16 protein-coding genes and 1 pseudogene are annotated in these 22902 nt (G+C 65.4%); 11 read left to right on the top strand and 6 right to left on the bottom strand.

Annotated elements, in window-relative coordinates; translation table 11 throughout:
* Positions 1–108: 108 nt before the first annotated feature.
* Positions 109–1542, bottom strand: coding sequence for an amidohydrolase family protein (locus HYR72_21005; protein MBI1817461.1), 1434 nt, complete (start codon positions 1540–1542; stop codon positions 109–111).
* Positions 1543–1626: 84 nt separating this feature from the next.
* Positions 1627–3183: an FAD-binding protein gene (locus HYR72_21000; GenBank protein MBI1817460.1), complete on the bottom strand. Its 1557-nt coding sequence runs from the start codon at positions 3181–3183 to the stop codon at positions 1627–1629.
* Positions 3184–3435: 252 nt separating this feature from the next.
* Between HYR72_21000 and HYR72_20995 the strand changes: the two are divergent.
* The 3 genes and pseudogenes from HYR72_20995 (at position 3436) to HYR72_20985 (ending at position 5522) form a co-directional block, all read left to right on the top strand.
* Positions 3436–3513, top strand: a pseudogene (locus HYR72_20995) (glutathione S-transferase).
* Positions 3514–3710: 197 nt separating this feature from the next.
* Positions 3711–4634 (top strand): Dyp-type peroxidase, encoded by a 924-nt coding sequence (locus HYR72_20990; protein MBI1817459.1) that lies wholly within the window; start codon positions 3711–3713, stop codon positions 4632–4634.
* Positions 4635–4655: 21 nt separating this feature from the next.
* On the top strand, positions 4656–5522 hold the full coding sequence (locus tag HYR72_20985) for an LLM class F420-dependent oxidoreductase (protein ID MBI1817458.1): 867 nt from the start codon (positions 4656–4658) through the stop codon (positions 5520–5522).
* A 114-nt stretch (positions 5523–5636) separates the two neighbouring features.
* Here HYR72_20985 and HYR72_20980 read toward each other — a convergent pair whose 3' ends face one another.
* Complete coding sequence (locus tag HYR72_20980) at positions 5637–5858, bottom strand: hypothetical protein (GenBank protein ID MBI1817457.1); 222 nt, start codon at positions 5856–5858, stop codon at positions 5637–5639.
* A gap of 217 nt (positions 5859–6075) precedes the next feature.
* Here HYR72_20980 and HYR72_20975 point away from each other — a divergent pair, with 217 nt between their 5' ends.
* The 3 genes from HYR72_20975 to HYR72_20965 all read left to right on the top strand — a co-directional run bounded on the left by HYR72_20975 (position 6076) and on the right by HYR72_20965 (position 12175).
* Complete coding sequence (locus HYR72_20975) at positions 6076–8673, top strand: PAS domain S-box protein (GenBank protein ID MBI1817456.1); 2598 nt, start codon at positions 6076–6078, stop codon at positions 8671–8673.
* Positions 8674–8739: 66 nt separating this feature from the next.
* Positions 8740–10293: a SagB family peptide dehydrogenase gene (locus HYR72_20970; GenBank protein ID MBI1817455.1), complete on the top strand. Its 1554-nt coding sequence runs from the start codon at positions 8740–8742 to the stop codon at positions 10291–10293.
* An 82-nt stretch (positions 10294–10375) separates the two neighbouring features.
* The gene (locus HYR72_20965) at positions 10376–12175 is read left to right on the top strand and encodes a long-chain-acyl-CoA synthetase (GenBank protein ID MBI1817454.1); all 1800 of its coding nucleotides are present in this window, start codon (positions 10376–10378) and stop codon (positions 12173–12175) included.
* A gap of 64 nt (positions 12176–12239) precedes the next feature.
* On the opposite strand, the gene HYR72_20960 is transcribed toward HYR72_20965, so the two are convergent.
* A complete protein-coding gene (locus tag HYR72_20960; GenBank protein ID MBI1817453.1) occupies positions 12240–12695 on the bottom strand; it encodes a hypothetical protein in 456 nt (151 codons plus the stop codon).
* A gap of 341 nt (positions 12696–13036) precedes the next feature.
* Between HYR72_20960 and HYR72_20955 the strand changes: the two genes are divergently transcribed.
* Both HYR72_20955 and HYR72_20950 read left to right on the top strand, forming a co-directional pair.
* Entirely contained in the window at positions 13037–13465 is a 429-nt protein-coding gene (locus HYR72_20955) for a hypothetical protein (GenBank protein ID MBI1817452.1), read from the top strand.
* The gene (locus HYR72_20950) at positions 13462–15654 is read left to right on the top strand and encodes a right-handed parallel beta-helix repeat-containing protein (protein MBI1817451.1); all 2193 of its coding nucleotides are present in this window, start codon (positions 13462–13464) and stop codon (positions 15652–15654) included. Before HYR72_20955 ends, HYR72_20950 begins: the two co-directional genes overlap by 4 nt.
* 2 nt (positions 15655–15656) lie before the next feature.
* Here the strand turns inward: HYR72_20950 and HYR72_20945 are convergent, their stop codons facing one another.
* Positions 15657–18092: a GAF domain-containing protein gene (locus HYR72_20945; protein ID MBI1817450.1), complete on the bottom strand. Its 2436-nt coding sequence runs from the start codon at positions 18090–18092 to the stop codon at positions 15657–15659.
* 131 nt (positions 18093–18223) lie between these two features.
* Between HYR72_20945 and lnt the strand changes: the two genes are divergently transcribed.
* From lnt to HYR72_20930, 3 genes are all read left to right on the top strand, one after another.
* Positions 18224–19687: an apolipoprotein N-acyltransferase gene (gene lnt, locus HYR72_20940; protein ID MBI1817449.1), complete on the top strand. Its 1464-nt coding sequence runs from the start codon at positions 18224–18226 to the stop codon at positions 19685–19687.
* A gap of 383 nt (positions 19688–20070) precedes the next feature.
* Entirely contained in the window at positions 20071–20478 is a 408-nt protein-coding gene (locus tag HYR72_20935) for a type II toxin-antitoxin system VapC family toxin (GenBank protein MBI1817448.1), read from the top strand.
* Positions 20479–20486: 8 nt separating this feature from the next.
* The gene (locus HYR72_20930) at positions 20487–21485 is read left to right on the top strand and encodes an ATP-binding protein (GenBank protein MBI1817447.1); all 999 of its coding nucleotides are present in this window, start codon (positions 20487–20489) and stop codon (positions 21483–21485) included.
* Here the strand turns inward: HYR72_20930 and HYR72_20925 are convergent.
* Complete coding sequence (locus HYR72_20925; GenBank protein ID MBI1817446.1) at positions 21482–22867, bottom strand: sigma-54-dependent Fis family transcriptional regulator; 1386 nt, start codon at positions 22865–22867, stop codon at positions 21482–21484. The two genes, HYR72_20930 and HYR72_20925, sit on opposite strands and share 4 nt — an antisense overlap.
* Positions 22868–22902: the final 35 nt, after the last annotated feature.

Here is a 22902-nt window from a genome sequence, read left to right as displayed (position 1 = left end):
CGGGGAAACGGTTGTTGGTCACGGTGTTGGAAAATCCGTTTGCCCCGGGTAGATCGCGAAGCGATCGTATCGAGGGCCAGCTTACGCGCACCTAACGTCACCGAAGCCTCACTGTGCCGGGCGCGCGTGACGGAGCAGCTCGACGCCGTCGAGCCACACGCGGGTAATGCGTTGCGTCGCGGCGATGTCGGCGGTCGGGTCGCCTTCGACCAAGACGAGATCGGCGCGTTGTCCTTCTGCCACCGCGCCGAAGTCGGCGTGTGGGCCGGCGAGGAATTGCGCGTTCTCGACGGTGGCGGCGCGCAGCGCCTCGCCCGGTGTCATCCCCGACTCGACCAGCTTCGCCAACTCGTCATGGAGACTGGCGCCGGGGAACTGACCGGCGTTCGCGGCATCGCTGCCGACTAGGATCGTGACCCCGGCCGCCCGCAGCTTGGCGACGTTCGCACGCCGTGCCGCGTGTCCCGCGCGTATGGGCTGAGTCATTGTCGTGGTGTGCTCGCGCTCGCCATCACTGGGGAACGCCGCAAGGGCGGCGAGCACTGCGGGTTGCGCGATCTCCCGCGTGAGCGGCGAAACGCTTTCGGGGCGCAGCGTCCCGAGTTGCTCGACGGCATCCCAGATGCCGACGGTGGCGACGACGGGAACATGCGCCGCCGCGATCTTCGCCACCGCGTCGTCAGTAATCTGTTCGGTGTAGACGTCGTGCATGAGCGCATCGACGCCGGCGCCGACGGAATCGACGGCATCGCGCGACTGGCCGATGTGCGCGACGACGCGCACCTGGCTCTCATGCGCGCGGGCGACGATAGCGGCGATCACGGCGGTGTCGATGCGCGGCTCGCCGGGCACGAGGTCGTCGACGGCGACCTTGATGACGTCGGGATGATCAGGAAGGAGATCGGCCACCGCCTGGCGCGCGGCGTCGGGTGTCCCGACCTCGCGCGCGATCCGCGGTAGCACGTACCAGCGAATCCAGAACGGCAAGTTGGTGCGCATGAGTCCAACCGGATGGCCGCTCGGGCCGGTGAACATCGGCCCGGCGGCGTACAAGTGCGGTCCCAGGACGGCGCCCGAGCGCACGCGGTCGCGCAGTTGGAAGATCGCCGGCGTGAGCGCCCCGGCATCGAGGACGGTGGTGACTCCAGCATAGAGGAACGCGCCGAGGTTTTCTTCTTGAGCCGGCAGTGCTGTGTGCCACGGTGGGCTGGACCCGCCGCCGGTATGCGTGTGAACGTCGACCAGACCCGGCAGCAGCGTCCCGCCATGACCGTCAACCTCGACGAGTCCCGGCGCGGCGACGCCCGGCGCCGCGACCGCGGCGATGCGGCCGTCGCGCACGATCACGTCACGCAGCCCATCAAGCAACGCCGCGCGCGGCGCATCGAAGACGCGGACATTGCGAATCACGCACGCTGGTTGTCCCGCTGCGGTGCGCGTCACGAACTCGTGGCCGCCGCAGCCGACGAGTAGTATCGCGAGTGTGAGACCATGCACTACTCGTGGTTGCGGCGCGCAAGGCTTCAGGTCGCTTCGCATCATCTCATCCTCCACTGGTTGGCACCGCCGTACGGCGTGGCGACTCTTAGTCGATCACTGCCGCTGATCGCAAGTGAGGCATCGAGATCAACGCGCGCCGGCGGCGCAGGCGTCGGCAACGCGGATGCCATCGAGCGCAGCCGAGACGATGCCGCCGGCGTAGCCGGCACCCTCGCCGCACGGGTAGAGCGCGGCGATCTCGGGATGCTGCAGCGAATCCGCGTCGCGCGGGATGCGCACCGGCGAGCTGGTGCGGGTCTCGACGCCGACCAGCACCGCTTCCTCGGTGACGTAGCCGCGCATCGATGCACCGAAACGTTTGAACCCGTCTTGGAGCCGTTGCACCAATTGCGATGGCAGCAGCGTGTGCAGCGACGCGGCGGTGATGCCCGGGTGGTAGCTGGTCGCCGGCAAGGTGGCTGACTGGTGGCCGGCGAGGAAATCGGTGAGCCGTTGCGCCGGGGCGCGTTGCTGGCCTCCACCAGCTGTCGCCGCCGCTGTCTCCAGCGCGTGCTGATAGTGCATGCCCGCCAGCGCGCCGTGGAGGCGGTACGCGTCGAGGTCGGCGGCTTCGACCGAGACGACAACGCCCGAGTTGGCGAACGGTGAATCGCGGCGCGACAGGCTCATCCCATTGACCACGACTTCATCCGGCTGCGTTGCGGCGGGAACGATGAAGCCGCCGGGGCACATACAAAAGGAGAAGACGCCGCGCTCGCCGATGGTGGTCGCCAGCCGATAGCTCGCGGCGGGCAGCCGTGGATCGGGCGCGCCATGATATTGCAGTCCGTCGATCAACGGTTGCGGGTGCTCGACGCGCACACCCATGGCGAATGGCTTGGCTTCGATACGAACCGCGCGAGTGGCCAGCAGCGCGAAAATGTCGCGCGCTGAGTGCCCGGTGGCGAGGATGACGGCGTTGGCGATGATCTCGTCGTTGCCGGCGGTGACGACGCCACGCAGGCGTTGGTGCGCATCGATGACCAGGTCGGTCACACGAGCTCCGAATCGAATCTCTCCACCGGCCTGCAGGATGCTGTCGCGCAGCGCGGTGACGACGGTAGGCAGTTTGTTTGAACCGATGTGCGGATGCGCGTCGATCAAGATATCCGGCGGTGCGCCGTGCGCCACTAGTGTGCGCAGCACGGCATCGACGCTGCCGCGCTTGGTGGCACGGGTGTAGAGCTTGCCGTCGGAGTAGGTGCCGGCGCCGCCTTCGCCGAAGCAGTAGTTGCTATCGGGATCGACGATGCCGTGGCGTTGAATCGCGGCGAGATCGTGCCGCCGGGCGCGGACATCCTTGCCGCGTTCGAGTACGATCGGTTTGATGCCTAGATCGATCAGCCGTAACGCCGCAAACATCCCCGCCGGCCCGCAGCCGACGATCACCACCGAGCGGTCGCCGCTCACCGTGCGATAGCTCGGCCGCGGCAGTTCCTCCTCGGGTACGGGCTCGTCGCAGTAGACGTCGACTTGGAGATGGACCGTGACCGGCACATGTCGCGCGTCGAGCGATCGCTTGCGCACGCGCACCGCAGTGATCGTCGCCTCCGGCCGACAAAGCTTTCGCGCCGTCAGCCGACGCTGCGCCGCGGCATCGTCGGCATGGTCGAGATCGAGGGCGAGTTCGAGCGAGACGCGCATCGGGTGAATCTAATACCAATCCGAAGAAAGAAGAAGCTCACGCAGAGCCGCAGAGCCGCAGCGACGGATGCCCGAAGCCAGACCCAACGTCGATTTGGTCTGCGCGCAGCGGACCTTACGCTCGCTCTCGGCGCTCTCCGCGTTCTCGGCGGTGAACCTTCTGTCAAATCAGGGCTAACTGTCGGTAGACGTTACGCGCCGGTTGCGTTTGCGCTGCGCTTCGGACAAGTACGCGACATTGAGGGGACTGTCATGATTGATCTCTACACCGCCCAGACTCCCAACGGCTGGAAGGCCTCCACCATGCTCGAAGAGCTGGAGATGCCGTACAACGCGTGCGCGCTCAAGCTGCAAGAGAACGAACAGAAGGAGCTTAGGCGCGCACGGCCGGCGGTCGATCGTGGCTTGCACGTGCCGGGCAACGAGGACGCCGAGTCTGGGCGCAAGTGGTTGGAGAAGTTTCGCGCCGAAGGGCACTAGGGTCCCCGCTTCCGCTGGGGGACGGAGCAGAACAAAGGAGATCTCAAATGCCGCAACCCCAATCTGGAATTATTCCCGAACCGAGTCCACATGCGCAGTTTGTAATTTGGCGCGTGCGCGACGGCGCGACCAACGGTCGTGAGGTGGCGCGGATCGCTGCTAGCGTTCCGGCGCTGATCAACAAGGTCGGCGCGCTCGATCGGCGCGCGAAGCTGGTTTGCAACATCAGCTTCGGTCCCGAAATGTGGGACGTCATCTCGCCCGGCAAACGACCCGTCGGACTGCGGCCGTTCAAACCGCTCAGCGCTGGAGGTCGCACTGCGCCGAAGACCGGCGGTGATCTACTCTGTCACATTCTCTCGAAGCGCCCCGATCTCAATTTCGAGCTGGCGCAGCGCATCGCGGTGCAATTGGGTGATCGCGTCGAAGTGATGGATGAGGTGCACGGCTTTCGCTACCTCGACGGCCGCGATCTGACCGGCTTCATCGACGGCACCGAAAATCCGAAGGGCAAGGCGCGTGCCGCGGTAGCGTTGATCGGCGCCGAGGATCGCGCCTTCGCCGGTGGCAGCTTTGTGTTCACGCAGCGCTACGTCCACAATCTCAAGAAGTGGGTCGAGGTGCCGCAGGCCGCGCAAGAGGGTGTCATCGGTCGGCGGAAGAAGGACAGCAAAGAACTGTCCGACTTGGTCAAGCCGGCGAGCGCGCACATCGCCCGGGTGGTCATTGAAGAGGATGGCGAAGAGCTGGAGATCGTGCGTCATAGCTTCCCGTACGGCACGGTGTCCGAAGCGGGGTTGTTCTTCCTGGCCTACACCAAGACGCTCGACACAACCGAGAAGATGCTCGGCCGCATGATGGGCACGAGCGGGGACGGGCGTTACGATCATTTGATGAACTTCACGCAGGCGGTGTCGGGCGCAACGTTTTTCGCGCCGTCTCTCGCCGTACTGAAATCGCTCGCGCGCTAGAGTCTGCGACGGGAGGGTTGGATGAAATTCGGTATCATGTTCGCCAATGCGGGACCGTTCATGTTTCCGGAAAACCTGGCTCACCTCGCGCGCACGGCGGAGGAAGTCGGCGTCGAATCGATCTGGACTGTCGAGCACGTCGTCATCCCGGTCGGCTACCAGTCGCCGTATCCGTACAGTTCGAGCGGCAAGATTCCCGGGCCGGAGAACTCACCGATTCCCGATCCGGTGCTGCCGCTTGCGTTTGCCGCCGCGGTGACGAAGAAGTTGCGGCTCGGCACCGGCGTGATGATCCTCCCGCAGCGGCACCCGGTGTATGTCGCCAAAGAGATGGCCACGCTCGACGTGCTCTCCAACGGTCGCGCGCTGCTTGGCGTTGGCATCGGCTGGCTGGAAGAGGAGTTCGATGCGGTGGGCGTGCCGTTCAAGGAACGGGCGGGGCGCACGACCGAGTCGATCCGCGCGATCCGTTCCTTGTGGCAGCCCGAAGCGAAGCCGTTCGCCGGCAAGTACTACAAGTGGGCTGCCGTGGAGTCGAATCCGAAACCGGTGCAGCAGCCGGGTGTGCCGATCATCGTCGGCGGTCATGCCGACGGCGCCGCGCGCCGTGCCGCGCGCTTTGGCGACGGGTTTTTTCCCGCTCGTGGCGATCGCGAGACGCTGACCAGGCTGTTCGCCATCCTGCGCGACGAATGCGCCAAGATCGGCCGCAAGCCCGAGACCATCGAGCTGACCACCGGCGCCGGACCAAAGTTGGATGTCGATGCCGTGCGCCGCTATCAGGATATGGGCATCACGCGGCTGACGATCCCGCCGCCCGGTTTCGATCAAGACGGCCTATCGAAGGGCTTGCACGAGTTCGGCGACCGCATCATCGCCAAGCTGTAGCGCGGTACTCTCGCGATTCAGCCCTGCGGTTGGGCTCCCGAAAAGTTCCGCTTCCCCGAGTCGCAGTCCCGAGTAGAAGCCGAAGGCTGCGTATCGAGGGGCCGAGCCGAAGCTTCAATCGCGGGGCTTCAGCGCGCGAACGCGCAGGACGCCGGCCGCGCCGGGGGTGTTGTCGATCGTCGTGACGTGTTCGGCTTCGCAGTGGGGACACACCAGGATCGTCCCGAACCGCGCATCGGCACGACGCTCTGGCCATTGATCATCGACCGCTCCGCCGAGACTGGTCAGATGATACATCACGTCGCCGCACATCAAGCAGCGTTGAGCTTTCGCCATCGGTGCAATCATACATGAAATCGCCATGCGGCGGCCACGCCGCGAACACGGCTGCGATGACAGCTGGATGACGATGTTGTGTGGATCGCCAAATTTGCCGCAGCGAAGCAGCGCGTACCTGGCCTGCCGATGGGAGCAAGCCGCTCTGACTTTTCACGCCGCCGCACTCCCAACATTCCGCTGGCCTCATGGCGCGTCACTTGCTGCGGCGATCAGTGTGCACCCAGCCTCGACACGACGATCGATTGAGCGAGCCGGTGTATTGGATGCCGGCCGCGTTGCGGAGCCGCCGGCCGCGGTACCGCGCGGGCTGCGTGCCGCGCGACCGCTGCGGGTGTTGTTCGCCGAGGATTCCGACGACGACGTGGAGTTGTCGTTGCGCGAATTGCGGCGTGGCGGCTACGACGTCATCTATGAGCGGATGGATACGGCGGCGGCGATGGAAGCGGCCGTCACCCGCCAACCGTGGGATCTCATCGTGGTCGATCACCGCATGCCCAACTTCGATGCGCCCGAGGCGCTGCGGGTCGTGACCCGCAGTGGGGTTGATGTGCCCTGCATCATCGTCTCGGGCATGATCGACGAGCGTCTGGCGATCGCGGCGATGGAGGCAGGTGCCCGCGACTTCATCGACAAGGCCAATTTGGGCCGCCTGTTGCCGGCGGTGGCGCGTGAGTTGCGCGACACGGAGATCCGGCGCGCGCGCCAGCGTGCGGAGCTGGCGCTGCGCGTGAGCGAAGAGCGCTACCGCGAGCTGGTCGAGAACGCGAACGACATTGTTTATACACACGATCTGGCGGGCAACTTCACATCGATCAATCAAGCCGCCGAACGCATCAGTGGCTACCGTCGACAAGAGGTGATCGGGTTGAATATCACGCAGATCATTACCCCCGAGCATCTGCCGCTCGCGCTACAGACCATCGCCCGTCAGTTGGCGGGCGAGAAGCCTCCGGCCTACGAGATCGATCTCATCACCAAAGCCGGTCGCCGGGTCACCGTCGAAGTGAACACGCGCTTGGTTTATCGCGATCGTCAACCCGTCGGGGTCGAGGGCATCGCCCGCGACGTCACCGAGCGCAAGCGGGCGCAGCAGCGCGCGGGCGTGTTGCTCGAAATCGCGAGTGACATCAGCGGCACGTTGGATCTCGATGAGTTGATCAACCGAGTGCAGCGATGCACGGCCGCGGTGTTGCCGTGTGACCGCGTGGCCACGTTCTTCACTGATCCCATCACGAATACCGTCGGGCTCCGTGCCCATTGCGGTGTGCCGCCGGACCAACTCGCCGACTTGACGGCGCTGCGATTTCAGCGCGATCAGCCGGTGACTCGCGCGCTCGGCCACGGGCAGACGCTGGTGTTGAATGAGATGGTTGCGCAGTCGTGGGTACCGGCCGCGCTGTGGCAACGCTTCGGCATCACAGCCTTGGTGGCCGTGCCGATGCGCGTCCATGGCCGGCACCTCGGTACGTTGGTCGCCGCGCACGCTGGCGCCGGCCGCGCGTTTGATGCGGATCAAGTGACGCTCTGCGAGGGGATCGCGCGCCAGCTGGCGGTGGCGATCGATGCCGCGGAGATGTACCAAGGACAACGGGAGCAAGCGGAAGTCGCGGCGGCGCTTGCCAGCGTCGGGCGGGAGTTGATCGCAGTGCTCGATACACCGCTCCTCCTCGATCTCCTCTGTCGTGTCACAGTGGATACACTCGGGTGTAGCGCGAGCCACGTGTTGATGTGGCGGCCCGCGGAGGACTCGTTCGTGGAGATGTCGGCGTGTCATGCGATGAAGGGCAGCGCAGGAGTGGCGTTTCCCAAACTCACCCGAGCGGCGGTGGTGGACGCGCTCGCTGGCGATGACGTCGCGCTGCTATCGACCGCGGCGGCCCAGCCGCTCCCGCTGGCGGCGTTGCAGCGGGAGGCCGGTGTCCATGCGGCCCTCTACGGCGCTCTGCGCCGGGGCCGCGAGATCGTGGGAGTCCTCGTCGCTTGCCAGAGTGATGACTGCGCGGGGCCGACGCCGCGACAAGAGCAGCTGGCTCGCGGCATCGCCCATGTGGCGTCGCTGGCGATCGAGAACGCGCGGCTCGTCGAAGAGCTCAAGCGAGCGGATCGCCTGAAATCAGAATTCGTAGCCACCATGTCGCACGAACTCCGCACGCCGCTGAACATCATCACGGGGTACAACGAGCTGCTGCTCGAGGGCGTGTTTGGCAGCCTCAGTCCGGATCAAGCCGACAGCCTGCAGCGCATCCAAAAGAGCACGGCCGAGCTGCTGACGCTGGTCAGCGACACGTTGGACCTCAGCCGCCTCGACGCCGGGCGCCTGTCGCTTGATCTGCGGACGATCAGCCTGCACTCGCTGGCGGCCGAGCTGGACGCCGAGACCCGCGAGGTGGGCACGCGCAACGGGCTCTACTGCCAGTGGCGCATGGCCCCCGATCTGCCGGTGCTCCACAGCGACCCAGCGAAGCTGAAAGTCGTCCTCAAGAACCTGATCCTCAACGCCTTCAAGTTCACCGAGCAGGGCGGGGTAACGGTCGACATCCAGCCGCAGGCGGATGGCATCGAGGTCGCGGTGAGCGATACCGGCATCGGCATCGCGCCGGAGACGGTGGCGATCATTTTCGAGCCCTTCCGCCAGGGCGACGGTTCGGCGACGCGTCGCTTTGGCGGCGTCGGCTTGGGGCTTCACATTGTGCGCCGGTTGTTGGAGTTGCTCGGTGGTCACGTCAGCGTTGAAAGCACAGTGGGGCAGGGATCCAACTTCCGCGTCTGGCTTCCGTTGAGCCCGAACCTGAAGCAAGCTGTCGCCGCCTGACGCGTCCCAATTCCGAGCAGCCTGCGGCGGCTGTTCGGGTATGTGCGAACGGTGTAAGCTCGCGTCGTGGATGATCGGGAGCACGCGGCCGTAGTGCACACCGCAGCATGGGCGTACCACGAGGCCACCAAGCATTCGGTAGCCAGCGTGCGTCGCTCACGGCACATGCTCGAGTGGGACATTATGCCGCTGCCATTCAAGGTGTATCCGCAGCTGCCGCCGATCCCGTTGCCGCGCGACTTCGCGACGTCGCGGCGCTCGGCGCTCGAGACGATCGCGGATGATCCTCCCGTGGATAGCGACGGCCGGGAGCTCGATCTCGCGACGCTGGCGCCTGTGTTCCACTTCACCGCCGGCGTCTTGCGGCGCCGCTCGTATCCCGGCCGTGAAGTGTTTTTCCGCGCGCAGGCGTGTACCGGCAATCTGCATCATATCGATCTGTACCTCATTTGCGGTGAGCTGCCCGAGCTGACCGCCGGCGTCTATCATTTCAGTCCGCACGATTTCGCGCTGCGCCAATTGCGGGCGGGCGATTTTCGCGCGGCGGTCGTCAGCGCCAGCGGCAACCAACCGGCCATCGCCGCCGCACCCGCGATCATCGCGTGTACCAGTACGTTCTGGCGCAACGCCTGGAAGTATCAGGCGCGGACCTATCGCCACTGCTTTTGGGACAGCGGCACACTGCTCGCCAACCTGTTCGCGGTGGCGGCCGCGCGCGATCTGCCGGCGCACCTTGTCCTCGGCTTCGTCGACGAACAGCTCAACCAACTGCTGGATCTTGACGATGAGCGCGAAGTGACGCTCGCTCTGGTTGCGCTCAGCCGCGGCGCTGGGTCAGCGCCCGCGACCCCACCGGTCGTTCCGCTCGAGTTGGAGACGGTGCCGCTGTCGTCGCGTGAAGTGGAGTACCCTGCGATTCGGGCGGTGCACGCGGCGTCGTCGCTCGCGTCTGTCGACGATGTCGCGGCATGGCGAGGCGCATTGGCGCCATTGCCGCGGTTCACCTCGGCCGGCGCGCACGTTTCGCTCGTGCCGTCACTCGCCGCATCCGCGGAGCCCATCGAGAAAGTCATCCTGCGGCGCGGCTCGACGCGGGAGTTCGCGCACGACGCGATCGGATTCGCTCCGCTCTCCACTCTGTTGCGCACGATTACACGCGGCGTCGTCGCCGACTTTTTGGAGCCCGGCACCACGCTGAGCGAGGTGTATCTCATCGTCAACGCCGTCGATGGGCTCGCGCCGGGTGCGTACGTGTTCGATCGCGACCGCGACGCGCTCGCACTCCTGCGGGCAGGCGACTTCCGTCGCGACGCGGGTCAGCTCGATCTCAGCCAACCGCTGGCAGCCGATGCGGCGGTGAATCTCTACTGGCTCGTCGATTTGCGATCGGTGCTCGCGCGTTTCGGCGACCGGGGCTATCGCGCCGCGCAACTGGAAGCGGCGATCGGCGGTGGCAAGGCGTATCTCGCGTCGTTCGCGCTCGGCATCGGTGCCACCGGCCTCACGTTCTTCGATGACGATGTGGTCGACTTCTTTTCGCCGCACGCTGCGGGCAAGAGCGTGATGTTCCTGATGGCAATTGGCCGCCCCATCCCCCGGCGCGCACCGCTGACGTTGTGAATCGCGGCCGCCGCCGCGCTGCCGCAGCGGTGCTGCACGCGCTTGACCATGTGGGCGCGCACACCGTAAGAGACGCGCGGTCATGGATCTGCTCTCCCGCATCGTTACATTGATCGAAGACTTGCGCGAACTCCCGCACTACAAGCGCATTGGCGATGCGCTGAAGCAGGCCGGCGCGGCGGGCTTCCGCACCTGCGGCTACCTCATGAGGGAACAGGCGGAGACCATCCCCGACCGCGTGCTCCTGCGCTTCGAGGACGACGAGATCGTCACTTACGGGGCCTACAACGCGGGGGTGAATCGCTGCGCCAACCTTGTGAAGCGTGCCGGCGTCGCGCGTGGTGGCGCGGTCGCCATCATGATGGAGAACTCGCCGGCGATGCTGATGGCCGAAGGCGCGATGGCGAAGCTTGGCAGCATCGGCGCGTTGATCAACACCAACCTGCGTGGCGCCGCGCTTGCCCACGTGCTGCAGAGTTCGACTGCGCGCATCGTGCTCGCCGATGCGGTCTGCTGGCCGGCGCTGCGTGAGCTCGGGCCACTCGAAGGCTTCGTCGTCTACGCCGATGCGCCGCTAGAGGACCTGCGCGGCACGCCGTTCCGGTCATTGCCCGAAGCGCTTGCCGATGCCGGCGACGCGGAGCCGGACATCCCCGACGTGAAAGTGTCCGATGTGATGCTCTACATCTACACCTCGGGCACCACCGGCTTTCCCAAGCCGACGATCATCCGCCATTCGCGTTTCACCATGGGCGGCAACTCGCTCAAGATTGTGCTCGGCCTGCAGCCGGACGATTGCTCGTATGCGCCGACGCCGCTCTATCACGGCTACTCGAATTTCGTCGGCTTCGCGCCGGCGTTTCACAACGGCTCGGCATTCGCCTCGCGCCGCCGGTTTTCGGCCAGCCATTTTCTCGATGATGTGCAGCGTCATCGCGCGACTCACTTCATGTACGTCGGCGAGCTGTGTCGCTACCTGCTGCGCCAGCCGTCCAGTCCGCGCGACCGCCAACACGCCATTCGCGTCGCGTCCGGACCGGGTTTGCGGCCCGACATTTGGCGCCAGTTCATGGAGCGCTTCGGCATTCCGCGCATCATTGAGACCTACGGGCAGACCGAAGCGAATTTGAGCCTGATGAATCGCCGTGGCCGGGTCGGATCGGTCGGCCGCTCCGCGCCGTTCACGCATCAGCAACTGAAACTGGTGCGCTACGACGCGGAACGGGGCGCGCCAGTGCGCGGCGCCGATGGCTTCATGATCGAGTGTCGTCCCGGTGAGATTGGCGAGCTGCTCAGCATCATCGGAAAGCAGACGATGATGAGTTTCGACGGCTACGTTAGCAAAGCGCACAACGAGCAGAAGATCGTCCGCGACTGTTTCGCGAAGAACGATCAGTACGTGCGCACTGGCGATCTGCTGCGGCGTGACCGGGCCGGCTACTACTACTTCGTCGATCGCATTGGCGACACGTTTCGCTGGAAGGGCGAGAACGTCGCGACGCAGGAAGTCGCCGAACTGCTCAATGGCGCGCCCGGTGTCAGCGAGACGGCCGTGTACGGCGTGAACGTTCCCGGCACTGAAGGCCGCGCCGGCATGGCACTGGTGGTTCTTGCGCCCGGTGCGCCGTTCGATCCGGCGGCGTACTACTCGTTCGCGGAGCGAACCTTGCCGGCTTACGCGCGCCCGCTATTCGTGCGGCTCGCCTCCGCGATGGATGTCACGGGCACGCTCAAACACACGAAGATGCGGCTGCAAGACGAAGGCTATGACCCGGAACGCATTGCCGACGCACTCTACTTCCGCGATGACCGCGCGCGCAGCTATGTGCGGCTCGATGCGGCGTTGAAGCACCGCATCGATGTGGGCGAATTGAACTTGTAGGAAGGGCGGGACCGCCCGAAGTTCGGACAGTCCCGCTCGCGGGTGGACGTCCACCGCCGCTCGGTTAGTGATGACCGGAAGCGTCGTCGCGGCCGTGTCCGCCGTGCTGGTCCGCTGACTGATCGACGCCGTTGTCGTCGGTGAGCGGATCGTCGTCGGCGCCGTCGACGATGCCGTCGTCGTCAGTGTCCGGATCGAGTGGGTTGCAGTGCATCTCGATCTCTTCGCCGTCCGACAAGCCGTCGTTGTCGGTATCTATGTCCAACGGGTCGGTGTGCAGCAGCATCACTTCGGTGCCGTCACTGAGTCCGTCGCCGTCGCTGTCGGCCTTGTTCGGGTTGGTTCCCAGCTTCTTCTCCAGCGCGTCGGGCAACCCATCGTGATCGGTATCGACACTCGCGCTGGGCGTGCCCTTACCCTTCGACTTTGCCTGAGCGGCGGGAACCGTCACCAAGGTTCCGGCGAGCACTCCGATGCTCAACAGCCCCGCTGCCATTGCTTTCGTACTCCACTGCGTCATGCGCTACCTCCTTCGGTTTTTTTTGCGTCGCGTGATCGCGCGCTGCTCCATGGGCAACGCAAGGCGCTTGCCAACCGACTCGGTGCGTGTCGATCGGTGCGCCCACCAACTCCGAGTGCCCGGGCTGGGGCAGAAGCCGCACCGGCCGCTGGGGCAAGACCCGCACAGGCCGCAGCGGCGTTGCGGTTTGCCGGACCCGTCGCTACACTGCGCGCGTCGCAGCTCAGGGAATCTCACGCGGCCTACTCGAACCTCCGCTCGCTTCACCTTTGAATGCGCCCGCCGCGATCGCTTTGGACTCGCTCTTGCTTCGGAATCCTGGGGATGAGAGCGCTCGTACGATGATGCAGCAAAGGTGCAAATCGCTGGCACTCATGGTCGCCATCCTGATGGCCGCGGCGGTGCCGTTGCGCGCCGGTACCACCGAGCCGCGGCTCGCGTTGATGCGAGCGACCGCGGTGCGTTCGACCGCCGGCCGGATCACCCTCACGCTCGAAGGCAACTTCAGTCTCGGCGACACGGTGCAGCTCGCACTGCCGCTCGACGTGCTCGTGACCCAAGGCGAAGTAGCGGCCCGCTTCGACCTCGCCGGCGATCCGCCCACCGGCCTCAACCAGCCGGCGCCCGATGCCGGTGTCATCAGCATTGGCGAGCGCGCGATCACGCTGGTGCTGCCGGCGCAGTTCATGGCGGGCGAGGCCACGGCGCAGATCGTCGCTACCTTCGACGGGAAACCGCTCGCCAGCAACCGGTTGCGTTTCACGCTATGAACCGCACGCTGAGAGTTGCCGCGGTGATGATGACGCTGTGCGCCACGCCGCGACTCGGTCGCGCCGCGAGCGCGGTGTTCGCCGGCGATCCGGTCGATCCGGTGAGCGGCGTGCCGTATGAAATACTACCGGGCTTTCCGCTCGTGTTACCCGGCCCGGATGGCGTCGTGGGTACGCCCGACGACGTGATCGACACCGCGACCATCGGTGATACCGATATGGTGATCCGCAGCGGCTCGGTTGCGGCGGCTGACGTGATTCCACCGCCGGCGGCGGCAAGCCCGCGCAGCGCGTGGCCGGTTGGGGTCGCGGGCGCAAGCGGCAGCGGTGGCGTCGAGATTCCGTTCACCGTGTTCCTGTCCGATGGTGCAATCAGTTCCAGCGCACCGTTTGGGCACCTGCTCGCCACGAGCGACATGGACGGCATTCCCGTCATCGTTGCGGTCTTTGCCGACTTCGATGGTGACGGGTTCATCGGTCCGACCAATGCGGATGCCTCCGGTGCGAGTGACAATTCGCGCGAAGTAGGCGAGTTGGAGCCGATTGGGCGAGCCGTGGCCGTGTTCAGCGGCGGCGTGGCGCGCGGCAGTGTGGCGATTCGCAGCGGCGGGCCGGCGAGCCGCGGCGGCTTGAAGGTCGCGTTGACCGCGCTGGCGCTCACCGGGCCGTTCGACGCCGGCTTCTTTGGCGGCAACATCCCCAGCGGTCCCGCTATCAGCACGGCGCTGCCATTCTATCCCGAGCGCGACCTCAGCAAATTGATCCGTGACCGTCCGGTACCGGCGCTACCGAACTCGACGTTGCAGCAAGTGATTCGTTTCGCGTCGTTACCCCACGCGGATGCCGTGCGGCCCTTCGCCTTGCGGCTCGACGGCAGCTCACCGACGATCGATGTTGCGCTCGCGAACGCGCAGCCCGCCGTGCGTGTCGCCTTTCGCGAATACCTGGAGGCGCGCCGACCGGCACTGCTGGGTACCAGCGGACCAGCGACGTATCTGCGCTGCCATCTGATTCCAGTCGATCGCTGGGGAAACCCGACCGATCCGCCGCCCGGATTCACCGTCTCATTGCACGCGACCGCACCACTGCAGGTTCTGCGGCCGCGACATGGCGGTGCGAGTGTCACGCTTCGCTCGTCGTCGGGCATGCGCGTCATCGCTCGGGTCGCAGCGGGCAGCTCCGACGGGGCGGAGGGCGTGCTCAGCGCCGAGCACAACGGCGTGGTTGTCGCCAGCTTGCGCTACCGGGTCAGCGCCGGCACCACGCGCGCGCTCGCCGACGCGGTCGTTCCGAGCAGCGACGCGCCGACGATTCAGGCGGCAATCGCCAATGTCACCGACCGGAACCAAGACGGGCGATTGGTGATCGCCATCCGCGCCGGGATCTATCGCGAAAACGTGCTCGTCAACCGTACGGTCGAGCTGCGCGGTGACGATGCGTCGACGACCTTCGTGCAAGGCGATGGCACGTCCGCCGTGCTCTCGGTGACGGCGCCCGACGTGGTGATTCGCGGGTTCACGGCCATCGGCGGCGCGAGTGGGTTTGCGTTGACCGGCCCCTCGACTCAACTGCTGGAGAGCCGCGCCTGGCGCAATCAGACCACGGGCGTCAGCGTTGCCAGCAGCGCCGTCCGGGTGTGGCAGAGCGCTGCGGTGGAAAACGGCGCTGACGGCTTCGCGTTCGATGGCGCCACCGCAGCCTCGTGCACTGACAGCGCTGCGTTAGACAACGGTGGTGGCGGCGTCGTGGTGTCGAACGCGCAGAACGCGCAGATCGAGCGCAATCGCGTCGCCGGAAACGCCACCGGCGGTCTGACGATGACGACGACGACTGACAGCATACTCATCGACAATCAGAGCGTCGACAATTTTGGTCCCGGCATCCAGATCGGCGGTGGTGAGATTGGAGGCGCAGGTGGCACGGCTTCGGATCGCTCGGGTGGATCGCCGCAGAACAACCGGCTGACGAACAACCTGTCGGCCGGCAATGACGGCGATGGTATGAACATGGATTCGACCAACGGCAACCTGGTGTCCGGCAACGCGCTGGACCTGAACAAAGGCTACGGCTTGTTTCTGCGCCGTAGCACTGACGACGACTTCTCTGCCACGCCGGGTGTGCAAGGGCCGCTCGGCGACAACACGGCTGAAGACAATAGGCGCGGCGACTTCTTCATTCGCACGAACTGAGTTCAGGTCGTTCCTTCCGGCATGAGCGGCAGCTCGACGATGAAGCGGCAACCCTGTCCCGCAGTGCTGTCCGCGCTGATGCTGCCGCCGTGGCGCTCGACGATCTTTTTCGCCACCGCCAAGCCGATGCCCGTGCCGGCCGGCTTGGTGGTCGCGAACAACTTGAACAAGCGCGGCATCTGTTCGGGGGAAATGCCGCGACCGGTGTCGGCCACCTCGATGCGGAGGTGCTGGTCGTCGGCTGTCAGGGCGGCGATGACGGTGAGTGTGCCGCCGGCCGGCATCGCTTCGATGGCGTTGGAGAGGAGCACGAGCATCATTTCCTCGATCTGCGCCGGATCGAGTTGAGCGTCGGGCAGCGCGGCGTCGATGTGATCGACGACCGTGATGCCGCTGGTGCCAATCTGGCTGCGCAGTGAGGCGAGCGCGGCCGCAACGATATCCTGGATTCGACACGGCGCGTGACGCGGCTCGAACGGTTTTGCGAAGTCGAGCAGGGCTTTGATGCGCGCCTCCAGCTTGTCCGCCTCGCCGATCACGTCGGCGATGTTCTCGCGCAGCGGGTGATCGGCCGGCAGCTCCATGTTGGCGAACTGCGCGGCGGCCTTGATGCCGGCGAGCGGATTGCGGATGCCGTGCGCGACCGCGGCCGACACTTCGCCGATGGCGGCGAAGCGTTCCGCTTGGATGAGCCGCGCCTGCGCGGCGACCAAGTCGGCGTTCGCTTGCGCCAGCGCGCGGTACGAGCGCGCGTTCTGTAGTGCGACTGCGCCCTGATTGGCGAGCGTGCGGACCAATTCCAAATCTTCGCGGGAATAGAAGGCCCCAGACTCTTTGTGGCCCAGCGCCACGAATCCAGCCAATCGCTGCTCGAACGCCATCGGTACCACCAACGTCGTGTGCAGACGGCCGAGCTCTGACGCGATGGCGACGTCACCTTCGCCTGACTCGTCGGTGAGCACGCGCTGTGGCTCGTCTTCCAACTGTGTCACCAGCGGGCTGCGGTGGTCGAGCCGCTGCGGCAGCATCGTCGTAGCCAGTGCGCCGGCGACGGCCTGCAAGTTGTAGCCGGAGCCATCGAGGCGCAGCCACACCGCGCCGAAGTCGACGTGGATCGTGTCGGTAATCGTCCGCAGAATGCGCGCCACGATGGCTTCGACATCGAGCAGCGACACGAGCGCCTGACTCGCTCGAGTCACGGTGCGGCGGTAGTCGTAGCGGTCGCGCGCGAACAGAAAGTCGACTGCCGCCTGCACGCGATTGCGCAGCGGGTTGAAAACCGACACCAGCGCCAGCAGCAACAGGAGTTGGACGCCGCGCGCGCCGCGTCCGGCGAACACCAGGTCGAGCAGCCCGGCGCCAGCGAGATAGACCGTTGCGATCAGTGCCGTCAGGATCGCCCACGCCACCGTGCGGCGGATGATCGCGTCGACTTCGAACAGATCGTGTTTAACGATGGCGTAGCCGATCGCCACCGGAAACAGCGCCATCGGCATGGTGACGAAGTTGAGCGGGAAGTTGATGCCGCCGAAATAGAAGAGCGAGAAGCCGGCGATCGGTACGAGAAACGCGGCGCCAGCGCCGAGAGCGGCGATCTTCAACCGCTGGCGCGCGGCTGCTGATGGTGGGTGCCAAAAGGCTTGCGCGAGGAGACCGAGCAGCAGCAATCCGGTCACAGGAACCAGCCGATCGATGAGCAGCACTATCGTCACCGACCGTGCGAAGAGCAGGATGTTGGTGAGCCCCAACACGAGGGCCGTCGCGTACAGGGCCGGCAGCAGCCAGGGATAGCGGCGGAGAATCTGACGCTCGACTGGGAAGGTGAGGGCGACGTGTACCAGCGTCACCGGACCGATGGCTTGCAGCAGCAGGAAGAGCGGACGAAACCATCCCGGACCGAAGATGTCCGTCGAGGTTACCAGGTAGAGACCCCACACCGTGCCGCCGCTCCACATGGCGCGCGCCGCCGGTGCGCTCGGACGCAGGAGGTAGACGGTGAATCCCAACAGCGTGAGCAGCGCGCCGACGGCGAGATAGTTGCCGAGCGTCCACAGATACTCGGCCACCATGAAGCGCATGGTCGGAATCGTCAGCGTGACGGGCGGCGCCGCGGCGGTTGACGCGAACGCATACTCGACCGCGCTGCCGACCGGCAGGGTCGCCGTCGCGCGGTACACTTCCGCGGCCGAGGTCACCGGCCGACCGTTCATCGCGAGCAATCGCGATTGGAACGGAATCCCGGCTCGGTAGCCGGTCCAGTTTGGATCGCCGACGGCGGGGACGAAGAGGTTCTCCCACAAAAAGAAGCCCGGGAATGGCCGATCGATCCAGCGCAAGGAGTTGAGGGCGCAGACCAACACGATGGCGGCGGCGCCGGCGGCGGCGACCCAATACCGCCAGCCAACTTGTGGCCAACTCCTTCGCTCTGGTCGCGTCATCGCTGATGACATCATCGCCGATCAGAGAGGCAAGTTCCGGGCCGCACCATGGTGAGCTGTCGTTTGGCAGACGAGGGTTGGCGACGCAACGACTGCGCGCGACGCGCCGGGCGTGCTAAGGGTGCGCGTCAATGGCGCGACCTACTTGGCAACGGTGGACCTTGGCTGCCGTGAGCGGGGTGTTGCTCACAGTGATCTACCCGCCGTTCGAGGTATCGGCCGTCACCTGGATCGCGCTCACACCTTTGATCCTCGCCGTCGATGCGACTCGGGCGCGGGCGGCGTTCGCGCTCGGATGGTTCACCGGCACGATCGGTGTGCTCGGCGTCACCGGCTGGTGGATCTTTCACGCGGCCTACGTCTACTTTCAGCTTGGATTCCTCGGCGCCGCGGTGTTCACGGTTGGGGTGACGCAAGTATTCGTCGCGCTCTACTTCGGCGTGTTCGGTGTGCTGGCATCCCTCGTCAGCGGCTGGCGGCTACGCGGCGTCTTGATTCCCGCGCTGTTCGTCGCCAGTGAGTACGCGCGCGCGCATCTGTTGACGGGCAACCCATGGGCGCTGCTCGGTCACGCGCAACGCAACGACGCGCTGGCTCAGTTGTGCGATCTCACCGGTGTCTTCGGTCTGTCGTTCGTGCTGGCGTTGTCGGCGACGGCGGTGGCCGAGGTGGGTCGCTCGCGCGTGCCGGTTGTGCTCGCGGCCGTGACGATCGCGCTGACCTGGGCGTACGGGGAGTGGCGCCTTGCAAATCTTGGCAGCGCCGAGGCTACCGTGCCGATGGTGTTGGTGCAGGGAAATCTGCCCAACGACGAGCGCGGCCGGCCGGAGCGATTTGCGGCGCACCTCGATCGCTATCTCGCGCTGTCTGAGCGACCCGACTCGTCACGGCCAGCGCTGATCGTGTGGCCGGAGAACGCAATCGGGTTCTTTCCCGCGGAGAACCCGGAACTCCTCGGTGGTATCACCGCGCTGCTGCGTCGCGACGACACCGCGCTGCTGACGGGCGCGCCACGCGCAGGTGATCGACCGGGCGTCGCCGCGGTGTACAACTCGGCGTACCTACTCACCGCCGACGGTGTGGGCAGTGTGTACGACAAGCGCAAGCTGCTGCCGTTCGTCGAGCAATTTCCGCTACGGCCAGCCGACGGTCCGTTTCTGGCTGGCGGTCCGCCGACGATCTTCCCGCTCGCCGGCACTCAGTTCGGTGTCCTGATCTGCTACGAGGCGATCTATCCCGAGTTGGCGCGCGATGAAGTGCAACGCGGTGCGCGAGTGCTGATCAATCTCTCGAATGACTCGTGGTTCGAAGCCGGGGCGGGGCCGGAGCAGCATTTTCAACTCGCGCGCTTCCGCGCGATCGAGAATCGCGTCAGCCTGGTACGCGTCACCAACAGCGGAATCAGTGGCGTCATCGATCCCGCCGGACGCGAGATCGCTCGTCTCCCGGTCCGAACACCTGTGGCCCAAACGGTCGCCGTCCCGATCGGATCAGGCGAATCATTTTATTCTCGCCACGGTGATGTGTTCGCGCTGCTGTGCGTTGCCTTGTCGGCCGGCGTGCTTTTTCGGCACGCGGCGGCGCGTTGGACTTAAGGCTTCAGCGCTCCGTGATTTCCTTCAACCGGCCTTCAGCTCGCACCGGCAGTTTCGTGGGACAGAGTTTGACCGGCACGGAGTGGCGAGCGTAGACTCCATAACGAGGAAAGCGCAGGAGCAATGCCGCGAAGCTACAAGGCTGTCTTGTCCGGGGATCGAGTGGAGTGGATCGATACGCCACCGGATCGACCTCAGCGACTCCCCGTCCGCATAACGGTCTTGCGGAAAAACGCGGCGCCCTCAACGAAACAACAAGGACGGCGCATGGCCGATGCGCTCGCCACGCTCGCACATAGAGGAGGAATCACCTCCATCTCGAACCCGGTCGGCTGGCAGCGTACGACCCGTCGCGACCGCGTCCTGCTTCGGCGCAAACCTTGATGCTACTCGACAGCAACATCATCATCTACGCGGCGCAGCCAGAGCAGGGTGCTTTGCGCGCATTTGTGGAAGAGAAGGCGCCCGCCGTCTCGGTGATCAGTCGCATCGAAGTGCTCGGGTACCACCAGCTGCAGCAACCGGAGCGCGAATCACTCGACCGATTCTTCGAAGCGGCAGAGGTGCTGCCGCTCTCTGAGTCGGTGGTCGAGCGCGCGGTGCATCTGCGCATTCAACGTCGGATGTCCTTGGGTGATTCCATCATCGCGGCGACCGCTCTCGTACACCAGCTGACCCTCGTGACACACAACACCGAGGACTTCGCCTGGATCAGGGAACTCAGGCTGTTGGATCCGCTCACATCGAAGTCCAAGAAGGGTGCGGTCCGCTCACGAACCGTGCGCCGCTGAATTGAGCGATGAGTTTGGCGGTGTTGATGTCTGCGGGTAGCGCGGAGCGGGTGTTCGAAGCGTTTCAGCGACTACGTGACGATCCCGGAACGGCCCAGGAGCGGTTCCATAACTACTGCGCGAACGTTCTGACCTCTGTGGAGCGCATCCATTTTGACTACAAGAGCAAACGCGATCCTCAGACGCCAGAGCTGGGCGACGATGACAAGCACAATCTCGCCGAGGCGATCTCGGGGTTCGCGAACTCTGGCGGCGGCGTCATTCTGTGGGGAGTCATTCAGAAGGACGAGACTTCCGTTTTGAAGCTCCAGCCGCTTGCTCAGATTCAAACGTTCTTGAGCCGGTTGCAGCAGCTCGGTGGACAATCCACCGATCCGCCTGCGCCGGGGCTCGATGGGGCTTGGATACCCGCAAGTGACTACCCGGGCGCTGGCTTTGCTGCGCTCCTAGTTCCGGAGAGCCCGTTGCCTCCGCACCGGGTCGCGCTGAAGATCGGGAAGATCCAACACAACTACTATGTCCGGTCGGGCTCCAGCTTCTCTGTTGCCACGCACGCGCAGCTCGAGGACATGTTCGGAAGGCGACCGCAGCCAAAGCTAGTCGTCGCCGTCAGAGATGAGTTTCCATACGACCGATCATACAAGAGCTGGCAGATCAACTTCGACGTAGTCAATGAAGGACGCGGCACGGCAAAGCGAGTGTGTGTGGAGTTTCCGTCTAGGGATGGAGTGTCTGCGGCGGCTGGCATCGACAATTGGCGCAATGTGGGAGGTACGTGTGACCCAGAAACGGGGAAACCGACTTCCCTCTTCGAACTCCTTCCCCAGCGGGTAATCCATCCCGGCATGGCAATTCGCTTTGACAGCGTGGTGCGCGTAGGTCCGCCGGAGTTTCGGCCTGGAGAATCGGTCAACCTGCAGTGTACGCTTTACTGCGAAGGGTGCGCGCCGGTGCGTGTCTCCTTTGAAGGCTCTCTCGAACCCGTTCGCGACAATCGTGGGAGCTAGTCCCCCAACCCGAACTTCTCCATCCGATAGCGTAGAGTGTCGCGCGAGATGCCGAGCAAGCGGGCAGCGGCGCTTTGGTTGCCGGCTTTGTCGAGGGCACGGACAAGCAGCGCGCGCTCGACGGCTTCGAGCGAGAGGCCGCCATCGGGAAAATCGATCTGGATCTCCCCCGATGGCGCGACCGTCACGCGCCCGGCCGCCGGTGCGCTGTCAGGTAAGCCGAGATCTTCGATCCGCACGGGATCGTTGTCGCTGAACAACACGACGCGTTCCATCGTGTTGCCGAGTTCGCGCACGTTGCCGGGCCAGGGATGCCGCGCAATCGCGGCCTCGGCTTCCGGCGACAGCGCGCGCGGCGGGACGCTGTAACGGCGGCACGCGTCGTTCAACAAATCGCGCGCGAGTCGCAGCGCGTCGCCTTCACGTTCGCGCAACGGAGGAATGCGGATCACCGCAACCGACAAGCGCTGGTAGAGGTCCTCGCGAAACTCACCGAGTCGCGTCGCGGCTTCGAGATCGCGATTCGTTGCAGCGATGATCTGCACATCGATGCGCCGCGCGGCGTTGGCGCCGATGCGGCGCACAACTTTCTCCTCGATCACTTTCAGAAACTTCGCTTGCAGCGCACCCGAGATGTGCCCGATCTCGTCGAGAAACAGCGTGCCGCCCTCGGCGGTCTCGAACAACCCAGCGCGGGCGGTCTTGGCGTCGGTGAACGCGCCGCGCTCGTAGCCGAACAATTCGGCCTCGACCAGATTTTCCGGTAGCGCGGTGCAGTTGACTTCGATGAATGGGCCATCACGGCGTCCGCTGGCGGCGTGCAACGCGCGCGCGACATGCCCCTTGCCGCTGCCGGTTTCGCCTAGCAGCAGTACGGTCGGTGCCGGCGCGCCGGGTCCGGCGGTCATCCGCGCGATGCGGGTGATCAATGTGCGGAGACGTTCGGCGCCGGGGGATTCGCCGAGAATCGTTCCGGCCGCGCTGCCGCGTTCGCGGTAGTACGAGATCTCGCGCCGTTGGCGCGTGCTCTTCAGGGCATGCTCGACCTTGAGCGCGATCTCGTCGAGGTCGAGCGGCTTCTGCACGAAATCGCGCGCGCCGCGCTGCATCGCGCGCACCGCATCGGCGACCGAGCCGTAGGCCGTCATCATGACTACCGGCTGGTCCGGGTCATTCGCGATGAGCGCATCGAGGACGTCGAGACCGCTGCCATCGGGCAGACGCAAGTCGAGTAGCACGATGTCGAGCGGTGTAACCGACGCGATCCGTGTGGCCTCGGCGACATTGGCCGCGTGGTGGACCTCGTAGCCCTGACGTGAGAACGCCTTGGCGAGATTGCGGGCAAGCACCGCTTCGTCTTCGACGATCAACAGCGTAGGCATGGGCGGTTCGACTTGTAGAGGCGTTTGCGCCGGCG

The sequence above is a fragment of the Deltaproteobacteria bacterium genome (assembly GCA_016178705.1).
GTDB lineage: Bacteria > Desulfobacterota > Binatia > HRBIN30 > JACQVA1 > JACOST01.
This window is presented reverse-complemented; position numbering and strand designations above follow the sequence as displayed.